Origin of the sequence: Fictibacillus enclensis, from assembly GCF_030123385.1 — a bacterium.
GTDB lineage: Bacteria > Bacillota > Bacilli > Bacillales > Fictibacillaceae > Fictibacillus_C > Fictibacillus_C enclensis.
In genome coordinates this window covers 3247958-3270711 of sequence record NZ_CP126109.1, presented here as the reverse complement: position 1 = coordinate 3270711, position 22754 = coordinate 3247958, and the positions used below count along the sequence as shown (strand labels likewise).

20 protein-coding genes and 2 tRNA genes are annotated in these 22754 nt (G+C 45.4%); 21 read left to right on the top strand and 1 reads right to left on the bottom strand.

Features of this window, described 5'->3' with window-relative positions; translation table 11 throughout:
• Nucleotides 1–21: 21 nt before the first annotated feature.
• Nucleotides 22–504 carry a YslB family protein gene (locus QNH15_RS17195; protein WP_129474688.1) on the bottom strand — a complete coding sequence of 161 codons (483 nt, stop codon included), beginning with the start codon at nt 502–504 and terminating at the stop codon, nt 22–24.
• A 317-nt stretch (nt 505–821) separates the two neighbouring features.
• Between QNH15_RS17195 and QNH15_RS17190 the strand changes: the two genes are divergently transcribed.
• From QNH15_RS17190 to QNH15_RS17090, 21 genes are all read left to right on the top strand, one after another.
• Nucleotides 822–1430, top strand: a complete 609-nt coding sequence (locus tag QNH15_RS17190; RefSeq protein WP_061972564.1) for a succinate dehydrogenase cytochrome b558 subunit — start codon at nt 822–824, stop codon at nt 1428–1430.
• 16 nt (nt 1431–1446) lie between these two features.
• Nucleotides 1447–3210: a succinate dehydrogenase flavoprotein subunit gene (sdhA, locus tag QNH15_RS17185; RefSeq protein ID WP_283889459.1), complete on the top strand. Its 1764-nt coding sequence runs from the start codon at nt 1447–1449 to the stop codon at nt 3208–3210.
• A gap of 3 nt (nt 3211–3213) precedes the next feature.
• Nucleotides 3214–3972: a succinate dehydrogenase iron-sulfur subunit gene (gene sdhB, locus QNH15_RS17180; RefSeq protein WP_090234828.1), complete on the top strand. Its 759-nt coding sequence runs from the start codon at nt 3214–3216 to the stop codon at nt 3970–3972.
• 214 nt (nt 3973–4186) lie between these two features.
• Complete coding sequence (locus QNH15_RS17175) at nt 4187–4411, top strand: helix-turn-helix domain-containing protein (RefSeq protein ID WP_007202417.1); 225 nt, start codon at nt 4187–4189, stop codon at nt 4409–4411.
• 142 nt (nt 4412–4553) lie between these two features.
• Entirely contained in the window at nt 4554–5387 is an 834-nt protein-coding gene (gene glcT / locus QNH15_RS17170; RefSeq protein WP_129474694.1) for a glucose PTS transporter transcription antiterminator GlcT, read from the top strand.
• A gap of 196 nt (nt 5388–5583) precedes the next feature.
• Nucleotides 5584–7620 (top strand): glucose-specific PTS transporter subunit IIBC, encoded by a 2037-nt coding sequence (gene ptsG, locus QNH15_RS17165; RefSeq protein ID WP_283889458.1) that lies wholly within the window; start codon nt 5584–5586, stop codon nt 7618–7620.
• Between the two features lie 24 nt (nt 7621–7644).
• Nucleotides 7645–7911: a phosphocarrier protein HPr gene (locus QNH15_RS17160; protein WP_090234822.1), complete on the top strand. Its 267-nt coding sequence runs from the start codon at nt 7645–7647 to the stop codon at nt 7909–7911.
• Nucleotides 7911–9623, top strand: a complete 1713-nt coding sequence (ptsP, locus tag QNH15_RS17155; protein ID WP_283889457.1) for a phosphoenolpyruvate--protein phosphotransferase — start codon at nt 7911–7913, stop codon at nt 9621–9623. The genes QNH15_RS17160 and ptsP overlap by 1 nt, the downstream gene beginning before the upstream one ends.
• Before the next feature lie 208 nt (nt 9624–9831).
• Nucleotides 9832–10638, top strand: coding sequence for a glutamate racemase (gene racE / locus QNH15_RS17150; RefSeq protein ID WP_283895619.1), 807 nt, complete (start codon nt 9832–9834; stop codon nt 10636–10638).
• A gap of 89 nt (nt 10639–10727) precedes the next feature.
• On the top strand, nt 10728–11777 hold the full coding sequence (locus QNH15_RS17145) for a GerMN domain-containing protein (protein ID WP_283889456.1): 1050 nt from the start codon (nt 10728–10730) through the stop codon (nt 11775–11777).
• Nucleotides 11778–11899: 122 nt separating this feature from the next.
• Nucleotides 11900–12655, top strand: coding sequence for a ribonuclease PH (gene rph / locus QNH15_RS17140; protein ID WP_283889455.1), 756 nt, complete (start codon nt 11900–11902; stop codon nt 12653–12655).
• The gene (locus QNH15_RS17135; RefSeq protein ID WP_283889454.1) at nt 12652–13242 is read left to right on the top strand and encodes an XTP/dITP diphosphatase; all 591 of its coding nucleotides are present in this window, start codon (nt 12652–12654) and stop codon (nt 13240–13242) included. The genes rph and QNH15_RS17135 overlap by 4 nt, the downstream gene beginning before the upstream one ends.
• A 13-nt stretch (nt 13243–13255) precedes the next feature.
• Complete coding sequence (locus QNH15_RS17130) at nt 13256–13771, top strand: metallophosphoesterase family protein (protein WP_283889453.1); 516 nt, start codon at nt 13256–13258, stop codon at nt 13769–13771.
• Between the two features lie 535 nt (nt 13772–14306).
• Nucleotides 14307–14380, top strand: a tRNA-Gly gene (locus tag QNH15_RS17125).
• 178 nt (nt 14381–14558) lie between these two features.
• Nucleotides 14559–14635 (top strand) — tRNA-Arg (locus QNH15_RS17120).
• Nucleotides 14636–14932: 297 nt separating this feature from the next.
• Entirely contained in the window at nt 14933–15838 is a 906-nt protein-coding gene (gene ilvE / locus QNH15_RS17115; RefSeq protein ID WP_283889452.1) for a branched-chain-amino-acid transaminase, read from the top strand.
• Nucleotides 15839–15864: 26 nt separating this feature from the next.
• Nucleotides 15865–17532, top strand: a complete 1668-nt coding sequence (gene ilvD / locus QNH15_RS17110) for a dihydroxy-acid dehydratase (protein WP_283889451.1) — start codon at nt 15865–15867, stop codon at nt 17530–17532.
• 353 nt (nt 17533–17885) lie between these two features.
• Complete coding sequence (gene ilvB, locus QNH15_RS17105; RefSeq protein ID WP_283889450.1) at nt 17886–19604, top strand: acetolactate synthase large subunit; 1719 nt, start codon at nt 17886–17888, stop codon at nt 19602–19604.
• On the top strand, nt 19601–20119 hold the full coding sequence (gene ilvN / locus QNH15_RS17100) for an acetolactate synthase small subunit (protein WP_061972578.1): 519 nt from the start codon (nt 19601–19603) through the stop codon (nt 20117–20119). The genes ilvB and ilvN overlap by 4 nt, the downstream gene beginning before the upstream one ends.
• 62 nt (nt 20120–20181) lie before the next feature.
• Nucleotides 20182–21213, top strand: coding sequence for a ketol-acid reductoisomerase (ilvC, locus tag QNH15_RS17095; RefSeq protein ID WP_061972579.1), 1032 nt, complete (start codon nt 20182–20184; stop codon nt 21211–21213).
• On the top strand, nt 21200–22741 hold the full coding sequence (locus tag QNH15_RS17090) for a 2-isopropylmalate synthase (protein ID WP_283889449.1): 1542 nt from the start codon (nt 21200–21202) through the stop codon (nt 22739–22741). Before ilvC ends, QNH15_RS17090 begins: the two co-directional genes overlap by 14 nt.
• Nucleotides 22742–22754 lie beyond the last annotated feature (13 nt).

The window sequence follows — 22754 nt, the reverse complement described above, 5'->3', positions numbered from 1 at the left end:
CCGGTTTCATAGTGAGTGGACTTAAGCTAGTTTTTCGGTGGATGTTTCGTCTTTTCGGTCCCATTGTACAGTAAATTGAATTTTATTTTTACGCTTTACCGTTTCATAGGTTTCCGAGATGCACTTTCGCTGATTTTGTACTTGTTCTGCAATAAACCCTGCTTCCAGGCCGAAGGTGGGGTTTTCCTGTAGTTCAAAGCGTTTGTCAATGAGTGGAGAAGACAGTTCCAATATCATCTCATTCTTGTTCATTTCGGCAATAATCAGGCTTCCCCAACCGGCTTCTGCAAAAAAGTGAACCAGTTCTTCCGTTGAGCTTAAAGGAAACTTCCTTGCCAGGCTGCGTCCGGCCCAATACAGGATGTTGCGTTCTTCTTTTCCAAGCAATTCCGGCAGCAGAATGTTTTTCAAAAGTTCATAGCCGAAAACCGGAACACCTCCAGCAGGTGGAGTTTCTTTTGTTGCCTTTTCCTCGCTTTGCTGGATGTTCTCATGTTGTTCCATTTCGATCTCCCCGCTTTCTACGTTTTCCATTATAGCCTGAATAATACGAGAACTCTATAAAAAGTCACATATTTGTCGAATTTTCCGTGAGCGATGACGTTGAAAAAACCCTTTTAAATCAAGACTTTTTTGAAATTTTTATGTTAACGTTTTCTTGACGGTGTCAAACGATGGGAGTAAAATGAAACATGTTATTAAGTTAACGCATTAACGATCATCTTTTTACTTCAAGCGCTGAGGAATAGCTTTCAAAAAGGGACGGAGAGAAACCAGTGGTTTCAAAAAAGACAGAGGTAATTTAGAAAGGGGCAAATTGAATGGCAGGCAGTCGAAGTTTTAACACAAGAAGGCTACACTCATTACTCGGTGTAATCCCGGTAGGACTATTTCTACTAGAGCATCTCGTTGTAAACTACTTTGCAACAAAAGGGGCAGCATCGTTTGATAATGCAGCAGATTTTATGGGCAACTTACCATTCCGTTATATTCTGGAAGCGGTTGTTATTTTTATTCCTCTCTATTTCCATGCAATTTACGGTCTTTATATTACTTTTACGGCAAAGAACAACACAAGCCGTTATGGGTATTTCCGTAACTGGATGTATCTTTTACAGCGTGTAACTGGAGTTATTACTCTAATCTACGTTTCCTGGCATGTTTGGGAAACTCGAATTGCAGCAGCCTTTGGAGCAGAAGTAAACTATCAGATGATGGCAGACATTTTAAGCTCACCATTCATGGTGGCATTTTACTTAATCGGTGTTCTTTCCGCCGTATTTCACTTTTCAAACGGTTTATGGTCATTTTTTGTCAGCTGGGGTCTTACGGTTTCGCCTCGATCACAGAGAATTTCTACTTACGTGACGATGGGCGTTTTTGTTGCGCTTGCGATCGTGAGTGTCCGAACTATTTTTGCATTCATTTAAGAAGGGGTGAACCATCTTGAGTAAAGGAAATATTATTATTGTTGGTGGAGGCCTTGCCGGGCTAATGGCTACCATCAAGGCAGCTGAAGCCGGTATGAAGGTTGACTTGTTTTCGCTCGTTCCTGTTAAACGTTCCCACTCTGTATGTGCACAGGGCGGAATTAACGGGGCTGTAAATACAAAAGGGGAAGGGGATTCTCCGTACGTCCATTTCGATGATACGATTTATGGGGGAGACTTTCTTGCGAACCAAACTCCTGTAAAGGCGATGTGCGAAGCGGCACCAGGAATTATCCATCTTATGGACCGCATGGGTGTAATGTTTAACCGTACACCGGAAGGATTGCTTGATTTCCGCCGTTTCGGGGGAACACAGCATCACCGAACCGCTTTTGCCGGAGCAACAACCGGACAGCAGCTTCTGTATGCGTTGGACGAGCAAGTAAGACGCCATGAAGTAGCCGGCCTGGTTACCAAATATGAAGGCTGGGAATTCTTGTCCGCGATCGTCGATGATGAAGGAGTTTGCCGCGGTATTACTTCCCAAAACTTAAAATCCATGGAGATTCACAGCTTTGCTGCGGACGCTGTTATCATGGCGACCGGAGGACCTGGAATTATCTTTGGTAAATCTACGAACTCTGTCATCAATACTGGTGCAGCAGCAGCTTCTCTATACCAGCAAGGTGTTGATTATGCAAATGGTGAGTTCATTCAAATTCACCCAACAGCAATCCCGGGGGATGACAAGCTTCGTCTTATGAGTGAATCAGCCCGTGGTGAAGGTGGTCGCGTTTGGACCTATAAAGATGGTAAACCTTGGTACTTCCTTGAAGAAAAGTATCCTGCATATGGAAACCTTGTTCCTCGTGATATTGCTACACGTGAAATTTTCCATGTGTGTGTAGATGAAAAATTGGGAATCAACGGCGAAAACATGGTCTATCTTGACCTTTCTCATAAAGATCCGAAAGAGCTGGACATCAAGCTTGGCGGAATTATAGAAATCTATGAAAAATTCATGGGGGATGACCCTCGTAAAGTTCCGATGAAAATCTTCCCTGCTGTCCATTATTCCATGGGAGGCATGTGGGTTGACTTTAACCAGATGACCACCATCCCTGGTCTTTTCGCTGCGGGTGAATGTGAGTATCAATACCACGGAGCCAACCGTTTGGGTGCCAACTCACTTCTTTCTGCCATTTTCGGTGGAATGCAGGCGGGCCCTGCAGCTGCTGCATATGTAAACGGTCTTGAAAAAAGCTCGGATGACGTTTCTGCTTCTGTATTTGAGCAGCAGGTTCGCAAAGAGCAAGAAAAATACGATAACATTCTTAGCATGGACGGTAATGAAAATGCGTATGTTCTTCACAAAGAACTTGGTGAATGGATGACGGATAACGTTACAGTTGTACGCTATAATGACAAGCTTCAGCAAACGGATGAAAAAATCCAGGAATTGATGGAGCGATACAAAAAGGTCAACATCAATGATACAGCCAAGTGGAGCAACCAGGGTGCATCCTTTACCCGCCAGCTGTGGCATATGCTTCAGCTTGGAAGAGTCATTACGCTTGGTGCCTTAAACCGTGATGAAAGCCGCGGTGCGCACTATAAGCCGGACTTCCCGGATCGTAATGATGATGAATGGCTAAAGACAACAAAAGCAACCTTTAACCCTGCAACTAACGGTCCAGATTTTTCTTATGAAGAAGTGGACATTCAATACATCAAGCCGCGTAAGCGTGACTATTCCAAAAAGAAAGCGGAGGCGAAATAAATCATGAGTGATAAGACCATTAAGTTTCTCATCACGAGACAAGACACTCCTGAAACGGCCCCGTACGAAGAAGAGTTCGAGCTTGAATATCGTGCGAATATGAATGTCATTTCCGCGCTGATGGAGATCCGCAGAAGCCCTGTGAACGCAAAAGGGGAAGCGACTACTCCTGTTACGTGGGAAATGAATTGCCTTGAAGAAGTATGTGGAGCATGCTCCATGGTCATTAATGGGAAGCCGCGTCAGGCGTGTACGGCTCTCGTTGACAAGCTTGAACAGCCGATTCGTCTGGCCCCAATGAAAACATTCCCGGTCGTACGTGACCTTGCTGTCGACCGAAGCCGTATGTTCGATGCCCTGAAGCGTGTGAAAGCATGGATTCCAATCGATGGTACCTATGATTTAGGTCCTGGACCCCGCATGCCGGAAACAAAACGCCAGTGGGCATATGAGCTTTCTAAGTGCATGACATGCGGTGTGTGTCTGGAAGCATGCCCGAACGTAAACAGCAAATCTGATTTCATCGGTCCTGCGCCTTTGTCTCAGGTTCGATTGTTCAATGCGCATCCAACAGGAGAGATGAACAAGGAAGAACGTTTGAATGCATTGATGGAAGACGGTGGTCTTGCATCATGCGGTAACTCTCAAAACTGCGTGCAGTCTTGTCCAAAGGGTATCCCATTGACAACTTCGATTGCCGCTCTGAATCGTGCCACTACATTCCAGGCGTTCAAAAACTTTTTTGGAAGCGACCGAGTATAATGGAAAAGCCCCTTCACAATCGGAGGGGCTTTCCTTATGTCTATTTTTAAAAACGGGCGCATAGTAAGGAAAGGTCAGGAAGGAAATCTGAGACTTTTTCAATGAATCAAGTCACTCCTAAAAAGCTTCTGACATAGTATATGTTGACTAAATACTTCCAATTTGCAAATGTGCATTGGCAGTTCTTATACCCTAGCAAGGAGGGGTGAAATCATTGAAAGAGAAACACTACCGACCGAAGCCTCTACTTACAAAACGAGAAAGAGAAGTTTTTGAATTACTGGTCCAAGACAAGACAACCAAAGAAATCGCAGAACAGCTTTTTATTAGCGAGAAGACCGTTCGCAACCACATTTCCAACACAATGCAAAAGCTTGGGGTGAAAGGGCGCTCTCAAGCCGTTGTAGAATTATTGAGGCTTGGAGAACTAGAAATTTAGTCAGAAAACGGCTTTCGCTGAAAGCCGTTTTTCTTTTTCGAAATGGTAACCTGATTTTGATAATTGCTAAACAACCTTTTTTGGGCTATGATGTAGGCATTGCGAAATTCTAGGCTTACTGCTCGAAAGGAATGGAAACAGGATGAATGCACCCTTCCACATTAAAAAAACACTCAACAATAATGCAGTGGTCGCGACAGATGCTTCAAGCATGGAATTGATCCTGATCGGAAAGGGTATCGGGTTTGGAAAGGTAAAGGGTGATGTCATAGAGGCGAATGTCATTGACAAACTCTATATTCTGACCAGCGAAAAAGAGCAGGAGCAGTATGTATCTCTAGTCCGTTCCCTTGATGAATCATTTATCGAACTTCTCAACGATGTGATTACCCACATAGAGAAGCGGATGCAAACCACATTAAATGAACATATTCATGTGGCCCTTACCGACCATATGGCTTTTGCCGTTAAACGTCTGGAACAAGGAATGGATATTCGTAATCCGTTTCTTTTGGAAACCCAGACCCTCTATCCAAAGGAATTCACCGTAGCCGAAGAAGTAATCGAGGAGATCAATCAGGCTCTCGGCATTCATTTGCCTGATGGCGAGATCGGCTTTGTGGCGCTTCATATCCACAGTGCCGTGACCAATAGAAGTTTGAGTGATATCAATCAGCATTCGCGATTGATCAACCGGCTGGCGGAATTAATCGAAGAGTCTCTTGAGATTAAGCTTGACCGGAAAAGTATCAATTACTTGAGGCTTGTCAGGCATTTGCGGCATACAATCGAACGGGTGGAAGCCGGCGAAAAAGTGGACAAACAAGAAAAGTTAGCAAAGGTGTTGAAAGAAGAATATCCTTTGTGCTACAATCTTGCTTGGAAGTTAATTAAGGTAATGCAGAATACGTTGAACAAGCCCATTCCGGAAGCGGAAGCAGTGTATCTGACGATGCATTTGCAAAGGCTTACTTAAACTTAATAAATGTACTTTTGCTTTACGTGTTACTGATTCGATCAGGCATGAGTGAAGAAAAAAGTGTAGTAAGAGCTTAATTCGGATAATCTATATCTGACTGGCTTTTGTATGCGCTTTTTTTGCACTCATGCCTTTTTTATATTGATTCAACTTCCAATACAACTATATTTAAAAAATAAGGAGGAACATACCCATGTGGAAACAAATTTTTGGGGTGCTTCAGCGGGTAGGTAAGGCGTTGATGCTTCCGGTTGCGATTTTGCCGGCGGCAGGTTTGCTTTTAGCCTTTGGTAACGCGTTCAAAAACCCTGCATTGCTTGATAAGATCCCTGCATTAAAAGCCGGCTGGTTCCAGCTTGTGGCAAGTGTAATGGAAAACTCGGGGAACATTGTGTTTTCCAACCTGTCCCTGCTTTTTGCGGTAGGGGTAGCCGTCGGTCTGGCCGGCGGAGAAGGAGTGGCAGGACTTGCTGCCATCATTGGTTACTTGATCATGAACGTGACGATGGGCACATTAAAAGGCATCACGCCGGACATGATCAAAGACAGTCCGGAGTTTGCCAATGTGCTTGGGATTCCAACGTTGCAAACCGGTGTTTTCGGCGGTATTATCGTAGGTATTCTTGCTTCGTATCTATATAAGCGTTTTTACAAGATCGAACTGCCTCCATACTTAGGGTTCTTTGCTGGTAAACGGTTTGTGCCGATTATTACAGCGGTTTCATCCCTGGTACTTGGGATCATTATGATCGGTGTTTGGCCTTATGCACAGCACGGGCTAAATTCTTTCTCGCATTTTATGCTTGATTCCAACCGTACACTAGCAGCCTTCGTTTTCGGTGTGATTGAACGTTCGTTAATACCTTTCGGACTTCACCACATTTTCTACTCTCCGTTCTGGTTTGAGTTTGGGCAATATACGGACAAAGCCGGCGACATCATCCGCGGTGACCAAAAAATCTTTTTTGCTCAAATTAAAGATGGTGCACCACTAACCGCCGGTACATTCATGACAGGTAAGTTCCCGTTCATGATGTTTGGTCTTCCGGCAGCAGCGCTTGCCATGTATCATGAAGCGCGCCCTGAACACAAAAAAGTCGTAGCGGGCATCATGGGCTCTGCAGCCCTGACTTCGTTCCTTACAGGGATTACTGAACCACTTGAATTTACATTCTTGTTCGTGGCTCCTGTACTTTTCGGAATTCATGCAATTTTTGCCGGGTTGTCATTTATGACAATGCAGCTGTTAAATGTTAAAATCGGTATGACTTTCTCAGGTGGGGTTATCGATTATCTGTTGTTTGGAGTTCTGCCGGGCCGTACCGCTTGGTGGCTTGTTATTCCGGTAGGCTTGGTTCTTGCCGTGATTTATTACTTCGGTTTCCGCTTTGCGATCAGAAAATGGGATCTTAAGACTCCGGGACGCGAAGTAGTGGATGATGAAGTAGAAACAAACGTGAGTGCGAGCAACGAAGGTTCTTTGGCGGCCAACATTCTTGAGGGACTTGGCGGAAAAGGAAACATTCGTGATCTTGATGCTTGTATTACACGTCTGCGTGTTGCGGTTAATGATGCAAAAAATGTCGATAAAGATCGTTTGAAAAAGCTCGGAGCTTCCGGTGTACTGGAAATGGGCAACAACATTCAGGCCATTTTCGGAACACGCTCAGATACGCTTAAGAGTGAAATCAAAGATATTATGGACGGTAAAGTCGTAGCAACACCGAAAGAACCATTAACCGAAAAGCAGGAAATGGAAGTACCTGCTCCAGCCGTAGCTGAACGTTTCGTTTCACCGCTGGAAGGGAAAATCATGCCTATAACAGAAGTGCCTGACCAAGTGTTTTCTGGTAAAATGATGGGTGATGGATTTGCTGTGGAACCTTCGGATGGAACAGTAGTATCACCAGTAAATGGTAAGATCATCAACGTATTCCCGACAAAGCACGCAATTGGAATTGAATCCGATGGCGGCCGCGAAATTCTGGTCCATTTTGGAATCGACACGGTCAAACTTAAAGGAGAAGGTTTTGAATTGTTTGTGAATGAGGGTGACATCATAGAGCAAGGGCAAGAATTAATGAAAGTTAATCTTGATTTTGTAAAAGGAAACGCTCCATCAGTTATAACACCAATCGTGTTTACCAACCTTGCTGAAGGAGAAAGCATTCACCTCGAAAAAACAGGAAATGTGTCTAAAGGTGAAGAAAATATCATTGCAATCCACTAAAAAATATCAAAGGAGTTTTTAATCATGGCAGAAAAAACATTTAAAGTAACTAGCGATTCAGGAATCCACGCACGTCCGGCAACTGTTCTTGTTAACCAGGCAGGACAATTCAGCTCAGACATTACTCTTGGGTACAACGGGAAAAATGTTAACCTTAAGTCCATCATGGGCGTGATGAGCCTTGGAATCCAAAGCGGTTCTGAAATCACGATCAAAGCTGAAGGAAACGATGCTGACGAAGCGTTGAAAGCGATTGAAGATGTAATGAAAAAGGAAGGACTTGGTGAGTAATGTCTGAAAAAATTTCAGGTATTGCTGCATCTGGAGGCATAGCGATTGCCAAAGCATTCATCCTTGAGAATCCTGAATTGACAATCGAAAAGAAGCGGGTGGAAGATACTGCTTCCGAGATTAACCGTTTTTCCGCCGCTGTCGAAAAGGCGAAAGGCGAACTTCAGATTATTAAAGAAAATGCACTAAGAGATTTAGGAGAAGATAAGGCAGCAATTTTTGCTGCCCATCTTCTTGTTCTTGAAGATCCAGAGCTTATTGATGCAGTAAAAACGAAAATTGAAAGCGAAAATGTAAATGCAGAAAGTGCGATGGATGAAATCTCCAGCATGTTCATTACCATGTTTGAACAAATGGACAATGAATATATGAAAGAGCGTGCGGCAGATATCCGAGACGTATCTAAACGTGTTCTTGCTCATTTGCTGGGAGTTCAATTCTCATCCCCTGCAAGTATTTCTGAAGAAGTCATTATTATTGCTGAAGATTTAACACCGTCAGATACCGCCCAGCTTAACCGTCAATTTGTTCTTGGTTTTGCAACGGATATTGGAGGAAGAACTTCCCATTCAGCTATCATGTCCCGTTCAATGGAAATTCCAGCAGTTGTTGGAACTAAAGTAGTGACCGAGAAAATTCAAAACGGCACGATTCTTGTGATTGACGGACTTGACGGTGAAGTTATTGTTGACCCAACCGAAGAGGAACTTGCACTTTATAGGAAGAAACAAGATCAATATAAAGAGCAAAAAGCAGAGTGGGCGAAGCTTGTTAACGAGCAAACAACGACGACTGATGGCCAGCATGTAGAACTTGCTGCCAACATTGGAACACCTCAGGACGTTCAGGGTGTGCTTGAGAATGGTGCCGAAGGTGTTGGGCTTTATCGAACAGAGTTCTTGTATATGGGCCGTGACCAGCTTCCAACTGAGGAAGAACAGTTTAAGGCGTATAAAGAAGTTCTCGAAAAAATGGAAGGAAAGCCTGTTGTTATCCGTACGTTGGATATCGGCGGTGACAAAGAACTGCCTTATTTGGACCTTCCAAAAGAAATGAATCCGTTTCTTGGTTTCCGTGCCATCCGACTTTGCCTGGAACAGCAGGATATCTTCAGAACACAGCTGAGAGCGTTGCTTCGTGCAAGTGCATACGGTAATTTGAAGATCATGTTCCCGATGATTGCGACGCTGGTCGAATTCCGTGCAGCCAAGAATGTTCTTCTTGAAGAAAAAGAAAAGCTCGCAAAGGAAAATATTGATGTTTCAGAAAACATTGAACTTGGAATCATGGTTGAAATTCCATCGACTGCGGTGCTTTCAGACCGTTTTGCCAAAGAAGTAGATTTCTTCTCTATTGGTACAAACGATCTTATTCAGTACACGATGGCGGCAGACAGAATGAACGAGAGAGTTTCCTACTTGTATCAGCCATACAATCCGGCTATTCTCCGTTTGATTCAAATGGTCATCAATGCTGCCCACAAAGAAGGTAAATGGGTAGGCATGTGTGGAGAAATGGCAGGAGATCCAATCGCTATTCCGATTCTGCTCGGTCTTGGACTCGATGAATTCTCCATGAGCGCAACGTCTGTGCTTCCTGCCAGAAGCCAGCTTTCCAAACTTTCCAAATCAGAAGCTGCAAAACATGTAGATACGATTTTAAACATGGATACTGCTGAAGAAGTTGTAAAGTTTGTGAATGAAAATTTTTAATGGCAAGTGAATGATAAGAGCTGGTCCTTTTGTAAAGGATCGGCTTTTCTTTGTTGACAACCATGAATTTTTCTTTTATCCTTTTTAAGGATTTTGTGTTGAACTGGTGGATGTTTGGATGCAGCAGTGAAGATGGAAGAGATAACCATTTTTTAAAGCTGGAGCATACAACATGAATAGACACCGGAAGAAAGAAGAGGCGGAAAAAATGGATAAACCAATAGGTGTAATTGACTCGGGTGTCGGCGGATTGACTGTGGCAAGAGAGATCATGCGGCAGCTGCCCAAGGAAGAAATCTATTACCTGGGAGATACAGCCCGCTGCCCTTATGGCCCGCGGCCAATGGACGAAGTCAGAACCTATACACTGGAAATGATTGAATTCCTTCTGAGCAAGGAGATAAAAATGCTGGTTATTGCCTGCAATACGGCAACGGCAGCGATATTGGAAGAAGTGAAAGAAAAGCTGAGCATCCCTGTTATTGGGGTGATTAATCCCGGCGCACGCACGGCCCTTAAAGTGACACAAAATGGTCAGGTGGGCGTTATTGGCACCGTAGGGACTATTAAAAGCCACGCCTATGAAAATGCGTTAAAAGGCATCAAAGGGGACATTACAGTCCACAGTCTGGCTTGCCCCCCATTTGTGCCATTGGTTGAAAAGGGGGAGCTTGACGGGGAAGAAACGGTACATGTGGTATCCGAAGTGCTTCAGGAATTAAAAGATAAACCGATCGACACCGTGATCCTCGGCTGCACGCACTACCCTTTGCTGCGCCCTGTCATTCAGCGTGTCATGGGAGATGGCATTAAACTCATCTGCTCCGGTGCTGAAACAGCAATGGAAGTGTCAGCAATCCTCGATCACAGCGGTCTTTTGTACAAGGGGGACCGGATGCCTGAGCATGAATTTTTCTCCACTTCCGATAACGGTCATTTTCTTGAGATCGCCAACCATTGGATGGAACAAAAAATCGAACAAGTACACTTTATTACCCTTGGGCAAAACGGATAACCGTTTTGCTCTTTTTTTCTCAACATAGTGGTCTAAACGGGGGGACAGCCCGTATACATAGTAGTACAACCACTTGGGGAGGGAAAAGTATGTACAAAAGGTTCAAAATAGGAGCGCCGCTTCTTCTGCTGTCAGCTTCCTTATTGATGGCGGGATGTGGAATGGGAGGAAATAAAGCAGATAATGAGGTCGATCCTCCGAAAGTGAATTATGTGAAAGAAGGAAAATCTCTTGATGCAGAGACAACGGCAAAGGCGAACAAGAACACTGTAAAACGCCAGCTGTTTTTGCTCGACAGCAATGGTTTGGTGGTGCCTCAGATGCTGAATCTGCCAAAGACAGGAACTGCCGCGAAGCAGGTGCTCGAATATCTGGTTAAGGACGGGCCGGTCTCCAATATCCTGCCCAACGGTTTTCAGGCTGTTCTTCCCCCTGACACGCAGGTGCTCGATGTCGCTGTCAGCAAGGATGGCACGGCGACAGCCAATTTTTCGAAAGAGTTTATAGATTACAGAGGGCAGGATGAGCAGAAGCTTCTTCAAGCGATTACCTTTACTCTCACACAATTTGACAATATCAAAAACGTAAAAATACAAATAGACGGCAAGGATCAAAAAGTAATGCCCGTTAATCACACCCCCATCAATGATGGAATCAGCAGGGCGGATGGAATCAACATCGAAAACGGGGATGTCGTGGATATGACAGGCAGTGACACGGCAACACTCTACTTTGTTGCCCAAAATGATTCTCAAACCTACTATGTGCCGGTGACACGCCGGGTGGCCAAAAATGACTCAGACCCAATCAGTGCAGCGATCCATGAACTGGTTCAGGGGCCGGGTGAGCAGAGCAGACTGCTAACTGGTATGAGAAATGATGTAAAATTGCTGGATCCGCCAGTATTGAAACATGGAGTCGCCACCTTAAATTTCAATAAAGCCATTCTTGAAAACAAATCGGAACATACCATCGATGACACAGTGCTCCAATCCATCGTCTTATCATTGACCGAGCTGAATGGAGTGAAAAAAGTAGCGATACAGGTAGACGGCAAAGCAAAATTGAAAAATGAAGAGGGGAAATCCATTACTGCTCCTGTTTCCCGTCCTGAAATGGTGAACACCGGAGAATTTTAATGAAATATAAACTTGTGGTAGGATAAAAGAGACGGCTTCTTGCCTTCTCTTTTTTGTTCACGAAATTTTCGGAAATCGTTTTAAGAGAGCAGGAAGCGAGCAGGAACATCGGGAGGATTATAATGAGAAATGACGGCAGGTCAAACGATGAACTCAGATTCGTCAGAATGGAAAAAGACTACATAAAGCATGCGGAAGGATCGGTTTTAGTTACCGTTGGGGATACAAAAGTCATTTGTACAGCAAGTATAGAAGACAGGGTCCCGCATTTTATGAGAAACCAGGGGAAAGGCTGGATAACGGCTGAATACTCCATGCTTCCAAGGGCAACAGAACAACGGACAGTGCGGGAAGCAAGCAGGGGAAAGGTGACAGGCCGGACGATGGAAATCCAGCGTTTAATCGGCAGGGCACTTCGTTCGGTTGTGGATTTACCTAAAATGGGCGAGCGGACACTCTGGATCGATTGTGATGTCATTCAGGCAGACGGTGGCACCCGTACGGCATCCATAACAGGAGCCTTTGTGGCCATGGTTCTGGCTTTTGTCGGGCTGATCGAAGCCAAGACGATCAAAAAGATGCCAGTGAAAGATTTTCTGGCTGCAACTTCTGTGGGTATTGACCACACGGAGGGTCCTATTTTGGATTTAAATTATGCAGAAGACGCCAACGCAAATGTGGACATGAATATTGTGATGACAGGAAGCGGGGAGTTTGTCGAGCTTCAGGGAACCGGAGAAGAAGCGACATTCTCTTATGCAGAGCTTCAGTCTCTGCTGAAGCTTGGATCAAAAGGTGTTGGTGAGTTGATTGAATTACAGAAGGAAGTCCTCGGTGAATGGGTGAAACTTATAAATGAAGCGGAGGATGAAAAATGAAAGTTCTGATTGCGACAAAAAATGCTGGGAAAGTAAAAGAGTTTCAATTCATGTTTGCCGAAATGGGTGTTGAAGTTTCCTCTTTACTCGATGTGGAAAACGCGCCAGATGTAGAGGAAACAGGAACCACTTTTGCGGAAAACGCCCGCCTGAAGGCAGAAGAAATTGCAAATTTATATCATTTGCCGGTAATCTCGGATGATTCCGGTCTTGTTATTGATGCACTCGGTGGAAGACCTGGTGTTTTTTCAGCCCGGTATGCGGGAATAGAGAAAGACGATGAAAAAAATATGGACAAGGTACTGGATGAAATGCGCAGCGTTCCGGAAGAGGAGCGGACCGCGCGATTTGTTTGTACATTGGCCATCGCCAGGCCGGGTAAGGAAACGGTGATTGTTGAAGGTCATTGTGAAGGCAGCATTGCTTATAAAAAAACAGGAAGCCATGGGTTCGGCTATGATCCGATTTTTCTCGTTCTGGGAACATCCAAAACGATGGCCGAGCTTACAAAAGAGGAAAAAAATCAAATCAGCCATCGTGCGAAAGCATTGGCCGAACTGAAAGACCAGATGCATCTGCTGTTTTAGGAGGTAGCCAACCGTGAAAGTGTTAATTGTGAGTGACAGCCATGGATACAAAAAAGAACTCGAACTGATAAAGGAACGGCACCGTCATGAAGTCGAGGCTATGATACATTGCGGAGATTCGGAACTGACGTCTGATTCACCAGAATTGAAAGACTTTGTGGTTGTGAAGGGGAATATGGATTATGCTGCACCGGATCTTCCTACAGAAGTCATCGAATTGATCGGTGATACCGTATTTTATGTCACACATGGTCATTTAATGGATGTGAAAATGTCGCTGGTGTCCCTGACATACCGCACTGAAGAAACCGGTGCCAAAATCGCGTGTTTCGGGCATTCCCACACTGCTCATTGCTTTGAGCAAAACGGGCATGTTTATATCAACCCTGGCAGCATCAGAATGCCAAGGGAGCGTTTTGAGAAAACATATGCAATTTGCGAAGTACAAGGAAGCTCAGTCACTGTCTCGTATCTGGATCTTGAAGGACAAGAAGTAAGAGACCTTAGAAGAGAATTTCAAATAAGCTAAGAATCTTTTCTGAAAAACTTGATTAGTTAACGCCACTGCGAAGTTGATTGTAGTGAAAGGTGCAAGATCCTCGAAAATGAAATACACATTTTCTTCGTGCGATGTAATGCTGACGAAGCGTTCCTTATCCTGCGGGAGTAGCGTGACAGGTGAGGTAAAGTAGGCGTATACGCCGGTAAAGTAGGCGTATACGCCGGTAAAGTAGGCGTATACGCCGGTAAAGTAGGCGTATACGCCGGTAAAGTAGGCGTATACGCCGGTAAAGTAGGCGTATACGCCGGTAAAGTAGGCATATACGCCGGTAAAGTAGGCGTATACGCCGGTAAAGTAGGCATATACGCCGGTAAGGCTCACCGCACACCCCGCGGATAGCGAGCGTCCTGAAACGGAAATCAACTGCTTCCTAGAGCTCCAGTGTTCGAAAATAGCATAAATAAATGATATAGCTTTTTTCTCCTCAAAAGTTGTTGACATATTTAACAGGGTATAGTATATTTACTTATGTCGCTGATGCAGTGGCATCCTAATCAAACATGCGGGTGTAGTTTAGTGGTAAAACAAGAGCCTTCCAAGCTCTGGTCGTGAGTTCGATTCTCATCACCCGCTCCATTTGCTATTTCTCACGTCGCAATGGAAATGAAAAGGCAAGACTTTTTTTACGGAACAGGAAAAGTCAATTAGTGATTGATCATACGTTTTCCCCGAGGAAAACAAACCTGTGTGCCCGCAGCGCTTTGCAGTCGCATGAAGTTGCACTGCTAGGCGGAAAGGGCTCTAAAATACATATGTCCCAGTAGCTCAGCCGGATAGAGCATACGCCTTCTAAGCGTACGGTCGGGAGTTCGAATCTCTCCTGGGACGCCACTTTACTTACATATTCAAGACACCTTTTATTGAAAGGGTGTCTTTTTTTGTGTGATTTTCTAATTAATCGGCTCGCTTTGTAAGCGCTTCAAAAATGTTTACAAATGAGGCGTTTAAGACTCGATTTCTTGTACAGCAATAATGTAAGCGCATACAATAAATCAGAATAAACAGAAAAATTACATTTTTTTAAAAAATGTGGTTGACCTGCGTCCAAAAGGGGCGTAACATAATCAACAATTATCAGATTAAATTAAAAAATTCGAACAATTACTACTAAGGAAAAGGAGGATCACGATGTCAGAGCAATGGGTTTATGTAGACCGTGAATTTGTCTTAAAAGAAGATGCCAAGATCTCTGTTTATGACCATGGTTTTTTATATGGAGATGGGGTGTTCGAAGGCATTCGCGTCTACAACGGAAATGTTTATCGGCTAGATGAACATCTGCAGCGTCTTTACGAATCGGCTCAGTCCATCATGTTAACTATTCCACACACGAAAGAGGAGCTAACCCAAATTATTGTTGAGACGCTCCAAAAAAACCAATATCGTGATGCCTACATTCGCTTAGTGATATCACGGGGAAGGGGAAACCTTGGACTGGACCCGTTTACTTGTGAAAAGCCGGGAGTTATTGTCATTGCAGAACAGCTAGCTCTTTTCCCAAAAAAACTTTATGAAACGGGAATTGAAATTGTGACAGTAGCGAGCCGGCGGAATAGAGCAGACGTGCTTAGCCCGAAAGTAAAATCACTGAACTATTTGAACAATATTCTCGTGAAAATTGAAGCCAATTTGGCCGGTGTAAGCGAAGCCTTGATGCTGAATGACCAAGGCTATGTGGCTGAAGGCTCTGCAGATAATGTTTTCATCGTTAAAGGAAACAGCATAAAAACACCTCCGGGTTATCTGGGGGCTCTCGAAGGTATCACAAGAAATGCCATCGTGGAAATTGCCGCCGAGCTTGGCTATAACGTCTCTGAAGAACCGTTTACACGGCACGATGTCTATGTGGCTGATGAAGTGTTCCTTACTGGGACGGCTGCAGAAGTCATTGCTGTCATTAAGGTGGACGGAAGAGTAATCGGAGAAGGCGTTCCAGGAAAACACACCAATATCCTTTTGGAAGCTTTCAGAAAAAGAGTGGTTGAAGAAGGAGTCAAGGTTTACTCCAAATCAACCAGCGTACAGGCAGGATAATCAATTTGTAACAGGAGATGTCGTATATGCGTAGTAACATGATAAAAAACGGAATTGACCGAGCGCCACATCGAAGCTTGCTTCATGCGGCCGGTGTAAAAGAAGAAGATATGAACAAACCATTTATTGGGGTCTGTAATTCCTATGTAGATATCATTCCAGGCCACATGCACCTCAATAAAGTGGGTGAGAAAGTAAAACAGGCCATTCGCGAAGCAGGTGGTGTACCGTTCGAGTTCAACACAATCGGTGTTGACGACGGGATCGCCATGGGCCACATCGGAATGCGTTATTCCCTTCCAAGCCGGGAAATTATCGCTGACTCAGCCGAGACAGTAATCAATGCTCACTGGTTTGACGGAGTGTTTTATATCCCGAACTGTGACAAGATTACACCAGGGATGCTGATGGCCGCGGCCAGAACCAATGTACCGGCTGTATTTGTATCTGGTGGTCCGATGGAAGCCGGTAAGTCATCCGCCGGTAAATCCCTTTCTCTCGTTTCAGTTTTTGAAGGAGTCGGTGCCCACCTGTCAGGCAAAATGTCGCGTGAAGAGCTGCTTGAGCTTGAGACAAGTGCCTGTCCGACCTGCGGATCCTGTTCGGGAATGTTCACTGCAAACAGCATGAACTCCATCATGGAAATGCTAGGCATCACACTTCCGGGCAACGGTACACTCGTAGCAACCTCGGAGGAACGAGATAAGCTGTATAAAGATGCGGCTTTCCACCTGATGGACCTCGTTGAACGCGATATCCGGCCGAGAGACATTATCACGAAAGAAGCAATTGATGATGCATTTGCTCTTGACATGGCCATGGGAGGTTCGACGAACACAGTCCTTCACATGCTTGCCATCGCACATGAGGCGGGTGTTGAATATGACCTTAAACGAATTAATGAAGTAGCGGAAAGAGTGCCATACCTCTCAAAGATAAGCCCTGCATCAGACTATACCATGCAGGATGTTCATGAAGCCGGAGGGGTCAGCGCCATTATCAAACAACTTGGTCAAATGGACGGTGCCATTCACCGGGACAGGATCACTGTCACTGGCAAAACATTGTATGAAAATGTGGAAGAAGCTGAAATTCTAAACAGTGATGTTATCCGCTACCCTGACAATGCCTACAGTCCTGTAGGAGGCCTTTCCATTCTGTATGGAAACCTTGCACCTGACGGCTGTGTTATCAAAGTTGGCGGCGTGGATCCATCCATCAAATATTTTGAGGGAGAAGCGATTGTCTTTGAATCCCAGGATGAGGCGCTTGACGGAATAAAAACCGGTCAAGTCAAGGAAGGCCATGTAGTGGTAATCCGCTATGAAGGGCCAAAAGGCGGGCCGGGGATGCCGGAAATGCTGTCTCCAACTTCCGCTATTGCCGGAATGGGCTTAAGCACAAAGGTAGCTTTGATCACCGACGGAAGATTCTCAGGTGCTTCCAGAGGAATTTCCATCGGCCATATCTCGCCGGAAGCGGCAGAGGGCGGACCGATCGCTTTCCTTGAAAATGGCGACCAAATATTAATTGATCTCCCTAACCGAACCATCAATTTGATGGTCAGTGAAGAAGAATTGCATCAAAGAAAGGCGGATTGGCAGCAGCCAGAGCCTAAAATCAAACAAGGCTATCTCGCCCGTTATGCCAAACTTGTCACTTCGGCCAATACTGGCGGAGTCCTGAAAGTATAATACCTTTTAAAATTAAAAATCGTTAAATCTGTGAAGGGGAAGAATGACAGAAGGTTATTTCCAGAGAGCCGGGTTGCTGTGAGCCGGTAATAACCCTGTCAGGATCTCACCCCTGAGTGTCTGTTCGAACGCACGGTTCAAGTGTCAGTAGGTCAGATCGAGTTAGCCAGTTTTTTTCAATGGGTAACTTGTTATCAAACCGGATGAACTTTTCATCCATGAGGCGGCAATGCAAGAGCCGCGAAGAAGGGTGGTACCGTGAAAAGAAGCCTTTTCACCCCTTTGGCAGGATAAACACTGTCATTTTGGGTGAATAGGCTTTTTATTTTGACCAAATAAGGGAGGAATCAGAAATGAAAGCCAGCTGGGTGGCTGAGGAAGAGAAAAGCAAAGTCCTGAAGATGTCTGGAGCCGATATGCTGATGGAGGCACTGGAAAAAGAAGGGGTTGACGTATTATTCGGATATCCCGGGGGTGCCGTCCTTCCCATTTATGATGCGCTGTACAAAAAGAACATCAAACACATTTTAACAAGGCATGAACAAGGGGCTATTCACGCTGCTCAAGGGTTTGCAAGAGTGACCGGAAAGCCCGGCGTTGTTATCGCCACCTCAGGGCCAGGCGCGACCAATCTGGTAACCGGAATAGCAGATGCCATGATCGATTCACTCCCGCTTGTTATTTTCACAGGCCAGGTTGCCACATCGGTTATCGGAACAGATGCCTTTCAGGAAGCCGATATCGTTGGAATCACGATGCCGATCACAAAGCACAATTATCAGGTGAGAAAAGTGGAAGAGCTGCCAGGAATCATTAAAGAAGCCTTCCACGTTGCCCAGACCGGCCGTCCAGGCCCGGTACTGGTTGATATTCCTAAAGATATCTCTACATCGATTGGTTCGTATAAACCATCCAACGAAGTTGATCTTCCGGGATATCAGCCAACGACAATGCCGAACCTCCTGCAAGTCAAGCGTCTGGCAGATGCGATCGCACAAGCGAAGAAACCTGTCATTCTTGCTGGAGCCGGCGTCCTGTTTGCCAAAGCCGAGGAAGAGATCCTTGCACTGGCCGAGCAGCACAGAATTCCTGTCACGAATACGCTTCTCGGACTGGGAAGTTTTCCGTCGGAACATCCGCTCTTCCTGGGAATGGCCGGAATGCATGGTACGTATGCGGCGAATACCGCTCTTCATGAATGTGACCTTTTGATTGGAATCGGAGCCCGTTTTGATGACCGGCTTACAGGCAACCTTGCACACTTTGCCCAAAAAGCAACTGTTGCCCACATTGATATCGATCCGGCTGAAATCGGAAAAAACGTTGAAACGCTTATTCCGATTGTAGGCTGCGCAAAACATACAGCGGCAGCTTTGCTCCGCGAGAGCACAACGTCAGGAGACACGGAGGAATGGGTGTACCAATTGGCGGAACTTAAGAACAGTTATCCGCTTTGGTACAAAAATGAAGGCGATGTACTGAAGCCGCAGCGACTGCTTGAAATCATTCATGAGGAAACCAAAGGTGAAGCCATTGTTACAACAGATGTAGGTCAGCACCAAATGTGGACGGCTCAATATTATGGATTTTCCAAACCGAACCGCTGGGTAACCTCAGGGGGACTGGGGACCATGGGATTTGGTTTTCCGGCAGCAATTGGAGCCAAAATTGGCAAACCAGAGCTTCCGGTTGTGGCAGTAACGGGGGATGGAGGGTTCCAAATGACCCTTCAGGAGCTTTCCGTTTTACAGGAAATGAAGCTCCCGGTGATCATTGTCATCGTCAATAATCAATCGTTGGGCATGGTGAGGCAATGGCAGGAAATCTTCTATGAAGAACGGTATTCAGAATCCTTGCTTCCGGTCCAGCCGGACTTTGTAAAACTGGCTGCTGCTTACGGAATTGAAGCCGCATCGGTTACGACCGAAGAAGAAGCTCGGGCCAAATTTGCCGAAGCGCTTGATTCCAAAGCACCATTCTTGCTGGACTGTAGAGTCGCATCAGATGAAAATGTTTATCCGATGATTGCACCCGGCAAGGGAATCCATCAAATGATTGGGGTGAAACCATGAGGCGCATCATAACCGCTACAGTATTAAATCGAAGCGGGGTACTCAACCGGCTGACGGGATTAATGACCAAGCGGCAATTTAACATCGAAAGCATCACGGTCGGGCATTCCGATGATCCATCGATCTCGAAAATCACTATCGTTGTGCAGGTGGAGGATGACAGGAAGCTTGAACAGCTCCTGAAACAACTTCACAAGCAAATTGATGTGCTAAAGGTGAAGGATCTCACGGAAATGGCACTCGTCGCGAGGGAGCTGGCCTTGATCAAAGTGATGACCACTCCGGAAACCCGCAGTGAGATCAAAGTGATCATCGAGCCGTTCAGGGCAAGTATCATCGATGTCAGCCTGGAAAACGTGACCATTGAAGTGACAGGCGACAATGACAAGGTAGAAGCGATCATCGAGCTTCTGAGACCATATGGCATTAAAGAAATCTCAAGAACAGGCCTTACAGCCATGCCGAGGGGTACACAAAAAACGGTCTATAATCTGAATCAGTTTTCTATTATTTAAATCTATAAAAAATAAAACCAACAAAACCAACAAAACCAACTATTATTGAGGAGAGATGAAAAATGGCAAAAGTATTTTATGACAAAGAGATCGCGGATCAGTATCTAAACGGAAAAAAGGTAGCAGTTATCGGATATGGTTCACAGGGGCATGCACACGCGCTAAACCTGAAGGAAAGCGGTTATGACGTGGTGGTAGGAGTAAGACCAGGTAAATCATACGATCAGGCAGTCGAAGACGGAGTACGCGTGGCATCTGTTGAAGAAGCTTCCAATGAAGCGGATGTTATCATGATCCTTCTGCCGGATGAACTGCAGCCGCAGGTATACAAAAAGGAAATTGAGCCGGCATTGACACCAGGCAAATCACTCGTTTTTGCTCACGGATTCAATGTTCATTTCCATCAAATCGTTCCGCCGGACTTTGTGGATGTATTCCTTGTTGCGCCTAAAGGGCCAGGACATCTTGTACGCCGTACGTATGAAGCAGGAGCCGGGGTACCTGCATTGATCGCCGTTTATCAGGACGTTTCAGGAACTGCGAAGGAAACAGCGTTGGAATACGCAAAAGGAATTGGAGCGGCAAGAGCAGGCGTTCTTGAAACAAGCTTTAAAGAAGAAACAGAAACAGATTTGTTCGGTGAACAGGCAGTATTGTGCGGCGGATTGACTTCGCTTGTAAAAACAGGATTTGAAACGCTTGTTGAAGCAGGCTATCAGCCGGAAGTTGCTTACTTTGAATGTTTGCACGAACTCAAATTAATCGTAGATTTGATGTATGAAGGCGGATTGGAAGGCATGAGATACTCTATCTCTGATACAGCCCAATGGGGTGATTTCCAATCCGGTCCTAGAGTCGTAGATGAAGATACAAGAGAGAAAATGAGAGCGGTACTGAAAGATATCCAAACAGGTGAATTTGCAAAAGGATGGATTCTCGAAAACCAAGCGAACCGCCCGGTATTTCATGCTGTGAATGAGAGCGAAAAGAATCACCCAATCGAGGTTGTTGGCCGCGAGTTGAGAGCAATGATGCCATTTGTTAAACAGCAGAAAAGTAAGAAAAAGGAGGCAGTAAGCAGTGCGAAAAATTGATATCTTTGACACAACATTACGGGATGGCGAGCAGACGGCTGGAGTAAACTTAAACGCCCATGAAAAACTGGAAATAGCCAGACAGCTTGAACGGCTCGGTGTTGATGTCATTGAGGCAGGATTTCCGGCAGCTTCACCTGGGGATCTTGCTGCGGTGAAACAGATTGCTGAAGAAATTAAAAACAGCACTGTCACCGGCCTTGCGCGTTCGACCCAAAAGGACATCGATGCCGCATGGGAAGCACTAAAAGATTCAGCCGAACCCCGTCTGCATGTGTTTCTGGCAACGTCTCCAATTCATATGACATACAAACTGAAAAAAACACCGGACGAAGTTATTGAAACGGCTGTCCGGTCCGTTAAATATGCTAAACAGAAGTTTCCGGTTGTACAATGGTCTGCCGAAGATGCATGCCGTTCAGATTTGCCATTCCTTGCAAAAATCATTGAACAAGTGATTGAGGCAGGTGCATCTGTCATCAATCTGCCAGATACGGTAGGTTATCGCAGTCCTGCTGAATACGGGCAGCTCTTCCAATATGTAAGAGAGCATGTTCCAAATATCCACAGGGCGAAATTATCAGCACACTGCCATGACGATTTGGGCATGGCAGTAGCCAACTCGATGGCGGCTATTGAAAATGGAGCGGACCAGATAGAGTGCGCGATCAACGGCCTCGGAGAACGAGCAGGTAATGCATCGCTGGAAGAGATTGCGGTTGCTCTTGCCATCCGCAGCTCCTTTTATCAGGCGGAAAGCCGGTTGGAATTAAAGGAAATCAGCCGTACGAGCTCGCTTGTCAGCAGACTGACAGGAATCAGCGTTCCTCCGAATAAAGCAGTGGTAGGTAAGAATGCATTTGCGCATGAATCTGGCATTCATCAGGATGGCGTGCTGAAAGAGAAATCAACGTATGAAATCATTACACCTGAACTTGTCGGTGTATCTTCCAACTCGCTTGTTTTGGGAAAACACTCAGGACGTCATGCGTTCCGGTCACACATTCAGAAGCTTGGCTTTGAACCGGGGGAGGAACAACTTAATACCCTGTTCAAGGAATTTAAGGACCTTGCCGACAGAAAGAAGGAGCTTACCGAGGAAGACATTTTGGCGCTGCTTCTGGAGCACAAGATCCAGCCGCCGGTTCCGATGTATCAGCTTGGCGACCTTCAGGTGAATTATGGAACAAATAATATTCCGACGGCGACCATTACATTAAAAGCACCGGATGGAACAGAGATTCAGGAAGCGGGTACCGGATCAGGAAGTGTGGAAGCCATCTACAATACGCTGGATAAAATGCTTCCGCTGCCGGTTCATTTAAAAGATTACCGCATCCAGTCAGTCGGATCCGGGAGAGATGCGCTGGCACAGGTATACGTTCTTCTCGAATACGAGGATCAGGAGATCAATGGAAGCGGAACGGCGCAGGACGTACTGCAGGCTTCAGCCAAAGCGTATGTTCACGCCCTAAACAAAACGATCATGAACGTTCAAAAAGACGAATTGGTGAACGTGAGTCTATAAATCTAATGAGGAG

What these genes read in the sequence shown, in the direction of transcription:
- QNH15_RS17195 (WP_129474688.1), bottom strand. Translation starts at nt 504, where the DNA reads ATGGAACAACATGAGAACATCCAGCAAAGCGAGGAAAAGGCAACAAAA.
- QNH15_RS17190 (WP_061972564.1), top strand. Translation starts at nt 822, where the DNA reads ATGGCAGGCAGTCGAAGTTTTAACACAAGAAGGCTACACTCATTACTC.
- sdhB (WP_090234828.1), top strand. Translation starts at nt 3,214, where the DNA reads ATGAGTGATAAGACCATTAAGTTTCTCATCACGAGACAAGACACTCCT.
- glcT (WP_129474694.1), top strand. Translation starts at nt 4,554, where the DNA reads ATGAATGCACCCTTCCACATTAAAAAAACACTCAACAATAATGCAGTG.
- ptsG (WP_283889458.1), top strand. Translation starts at nt 5,584, where the DNA reads ATGTGGAAACAAATTTTTGGGGTGCTTCAGCGGGTAGGTAAGGCGTTG.
- QNH15_RS17160 (WP_090234822.1), top strand. Translation starts at nt 7,645, where the DNA reads ATGGCAGAAAAAACATTTAAAGTAACTAGCGATTCAGGAATCCACGCA.
- ptsP (WP_283889457.1), top strand. Translation starts at nt 7,911, where the DNA reads ATGTCTGAAAAAATTTCAGGTATTGCTGCATCTGGAGGCATAGCGATT.
- racE (WP_283895619.1), top strand. Translation starts at nt 9,832, where the DNA reads ATGGATAAACCAATAGGTGTAATTGACTCGGGTGTCGGCGGATTGACT.
- QNH15_RS17145 (WP_283889456.1), top strand. Translation starts at nt 10,728, where the DNA reads ATGTACAAAAGGTTCAAAATAGGAGCGCCGCTTCTTCTGCTGTCAGCT.
- rph (WP_283889455.1), top strand. Translation starts at nt 11,900, where the DNA reads ATGAGAAATGACGGCAGGTCAAACGATGAACTCAGATTCGTCAGAATG.
- QNH15_RS17135 (WP_283889454.1), top strand. Translation starts at nt 12,652, where the DNA reads ATGAAAGTTCTGATTGCGACAAAAAATGCTGGGAAAGTAAAAGAGTTT.
- ilvE (WP_283889452.1), top strand. Translation starts at nt 14,933, where the DNA reads ATGTCAGAGCAATGGGTTTATGTAGACCGTGAATTTGTCTTAAAAGAA.
- ilvD (WP_283889451.1), top strand. Translation starts at nt 15,865, where the DNA reads ATGCGTAGTAACATGATAAAAAACGGAATTGACCGAGCGCCACATCGA.
- ilvB (WP_283889450.1), top strand. Translation starts at nt 17,886, where the DNA reads ATGAAAGCCAGCTGGGTGGCTGAGGAAGAGAAAAGCAAAGTCCTGAAG.
- ilvN (WP_061972578.1), top strand. Translation starts at nt 19,601, where the DNA reads ATGAGGCGCATCATAACCGCTACAGTATTAAATCGAAGCGGGGTACTC.
- ilvC (WP_061972579.1), top strand. Translation starts at nt 20,182, where the DNA reads ATGGCAAAAGTATTTTATGACAAAGAGATCGCGGATCAGTATCTAAAC.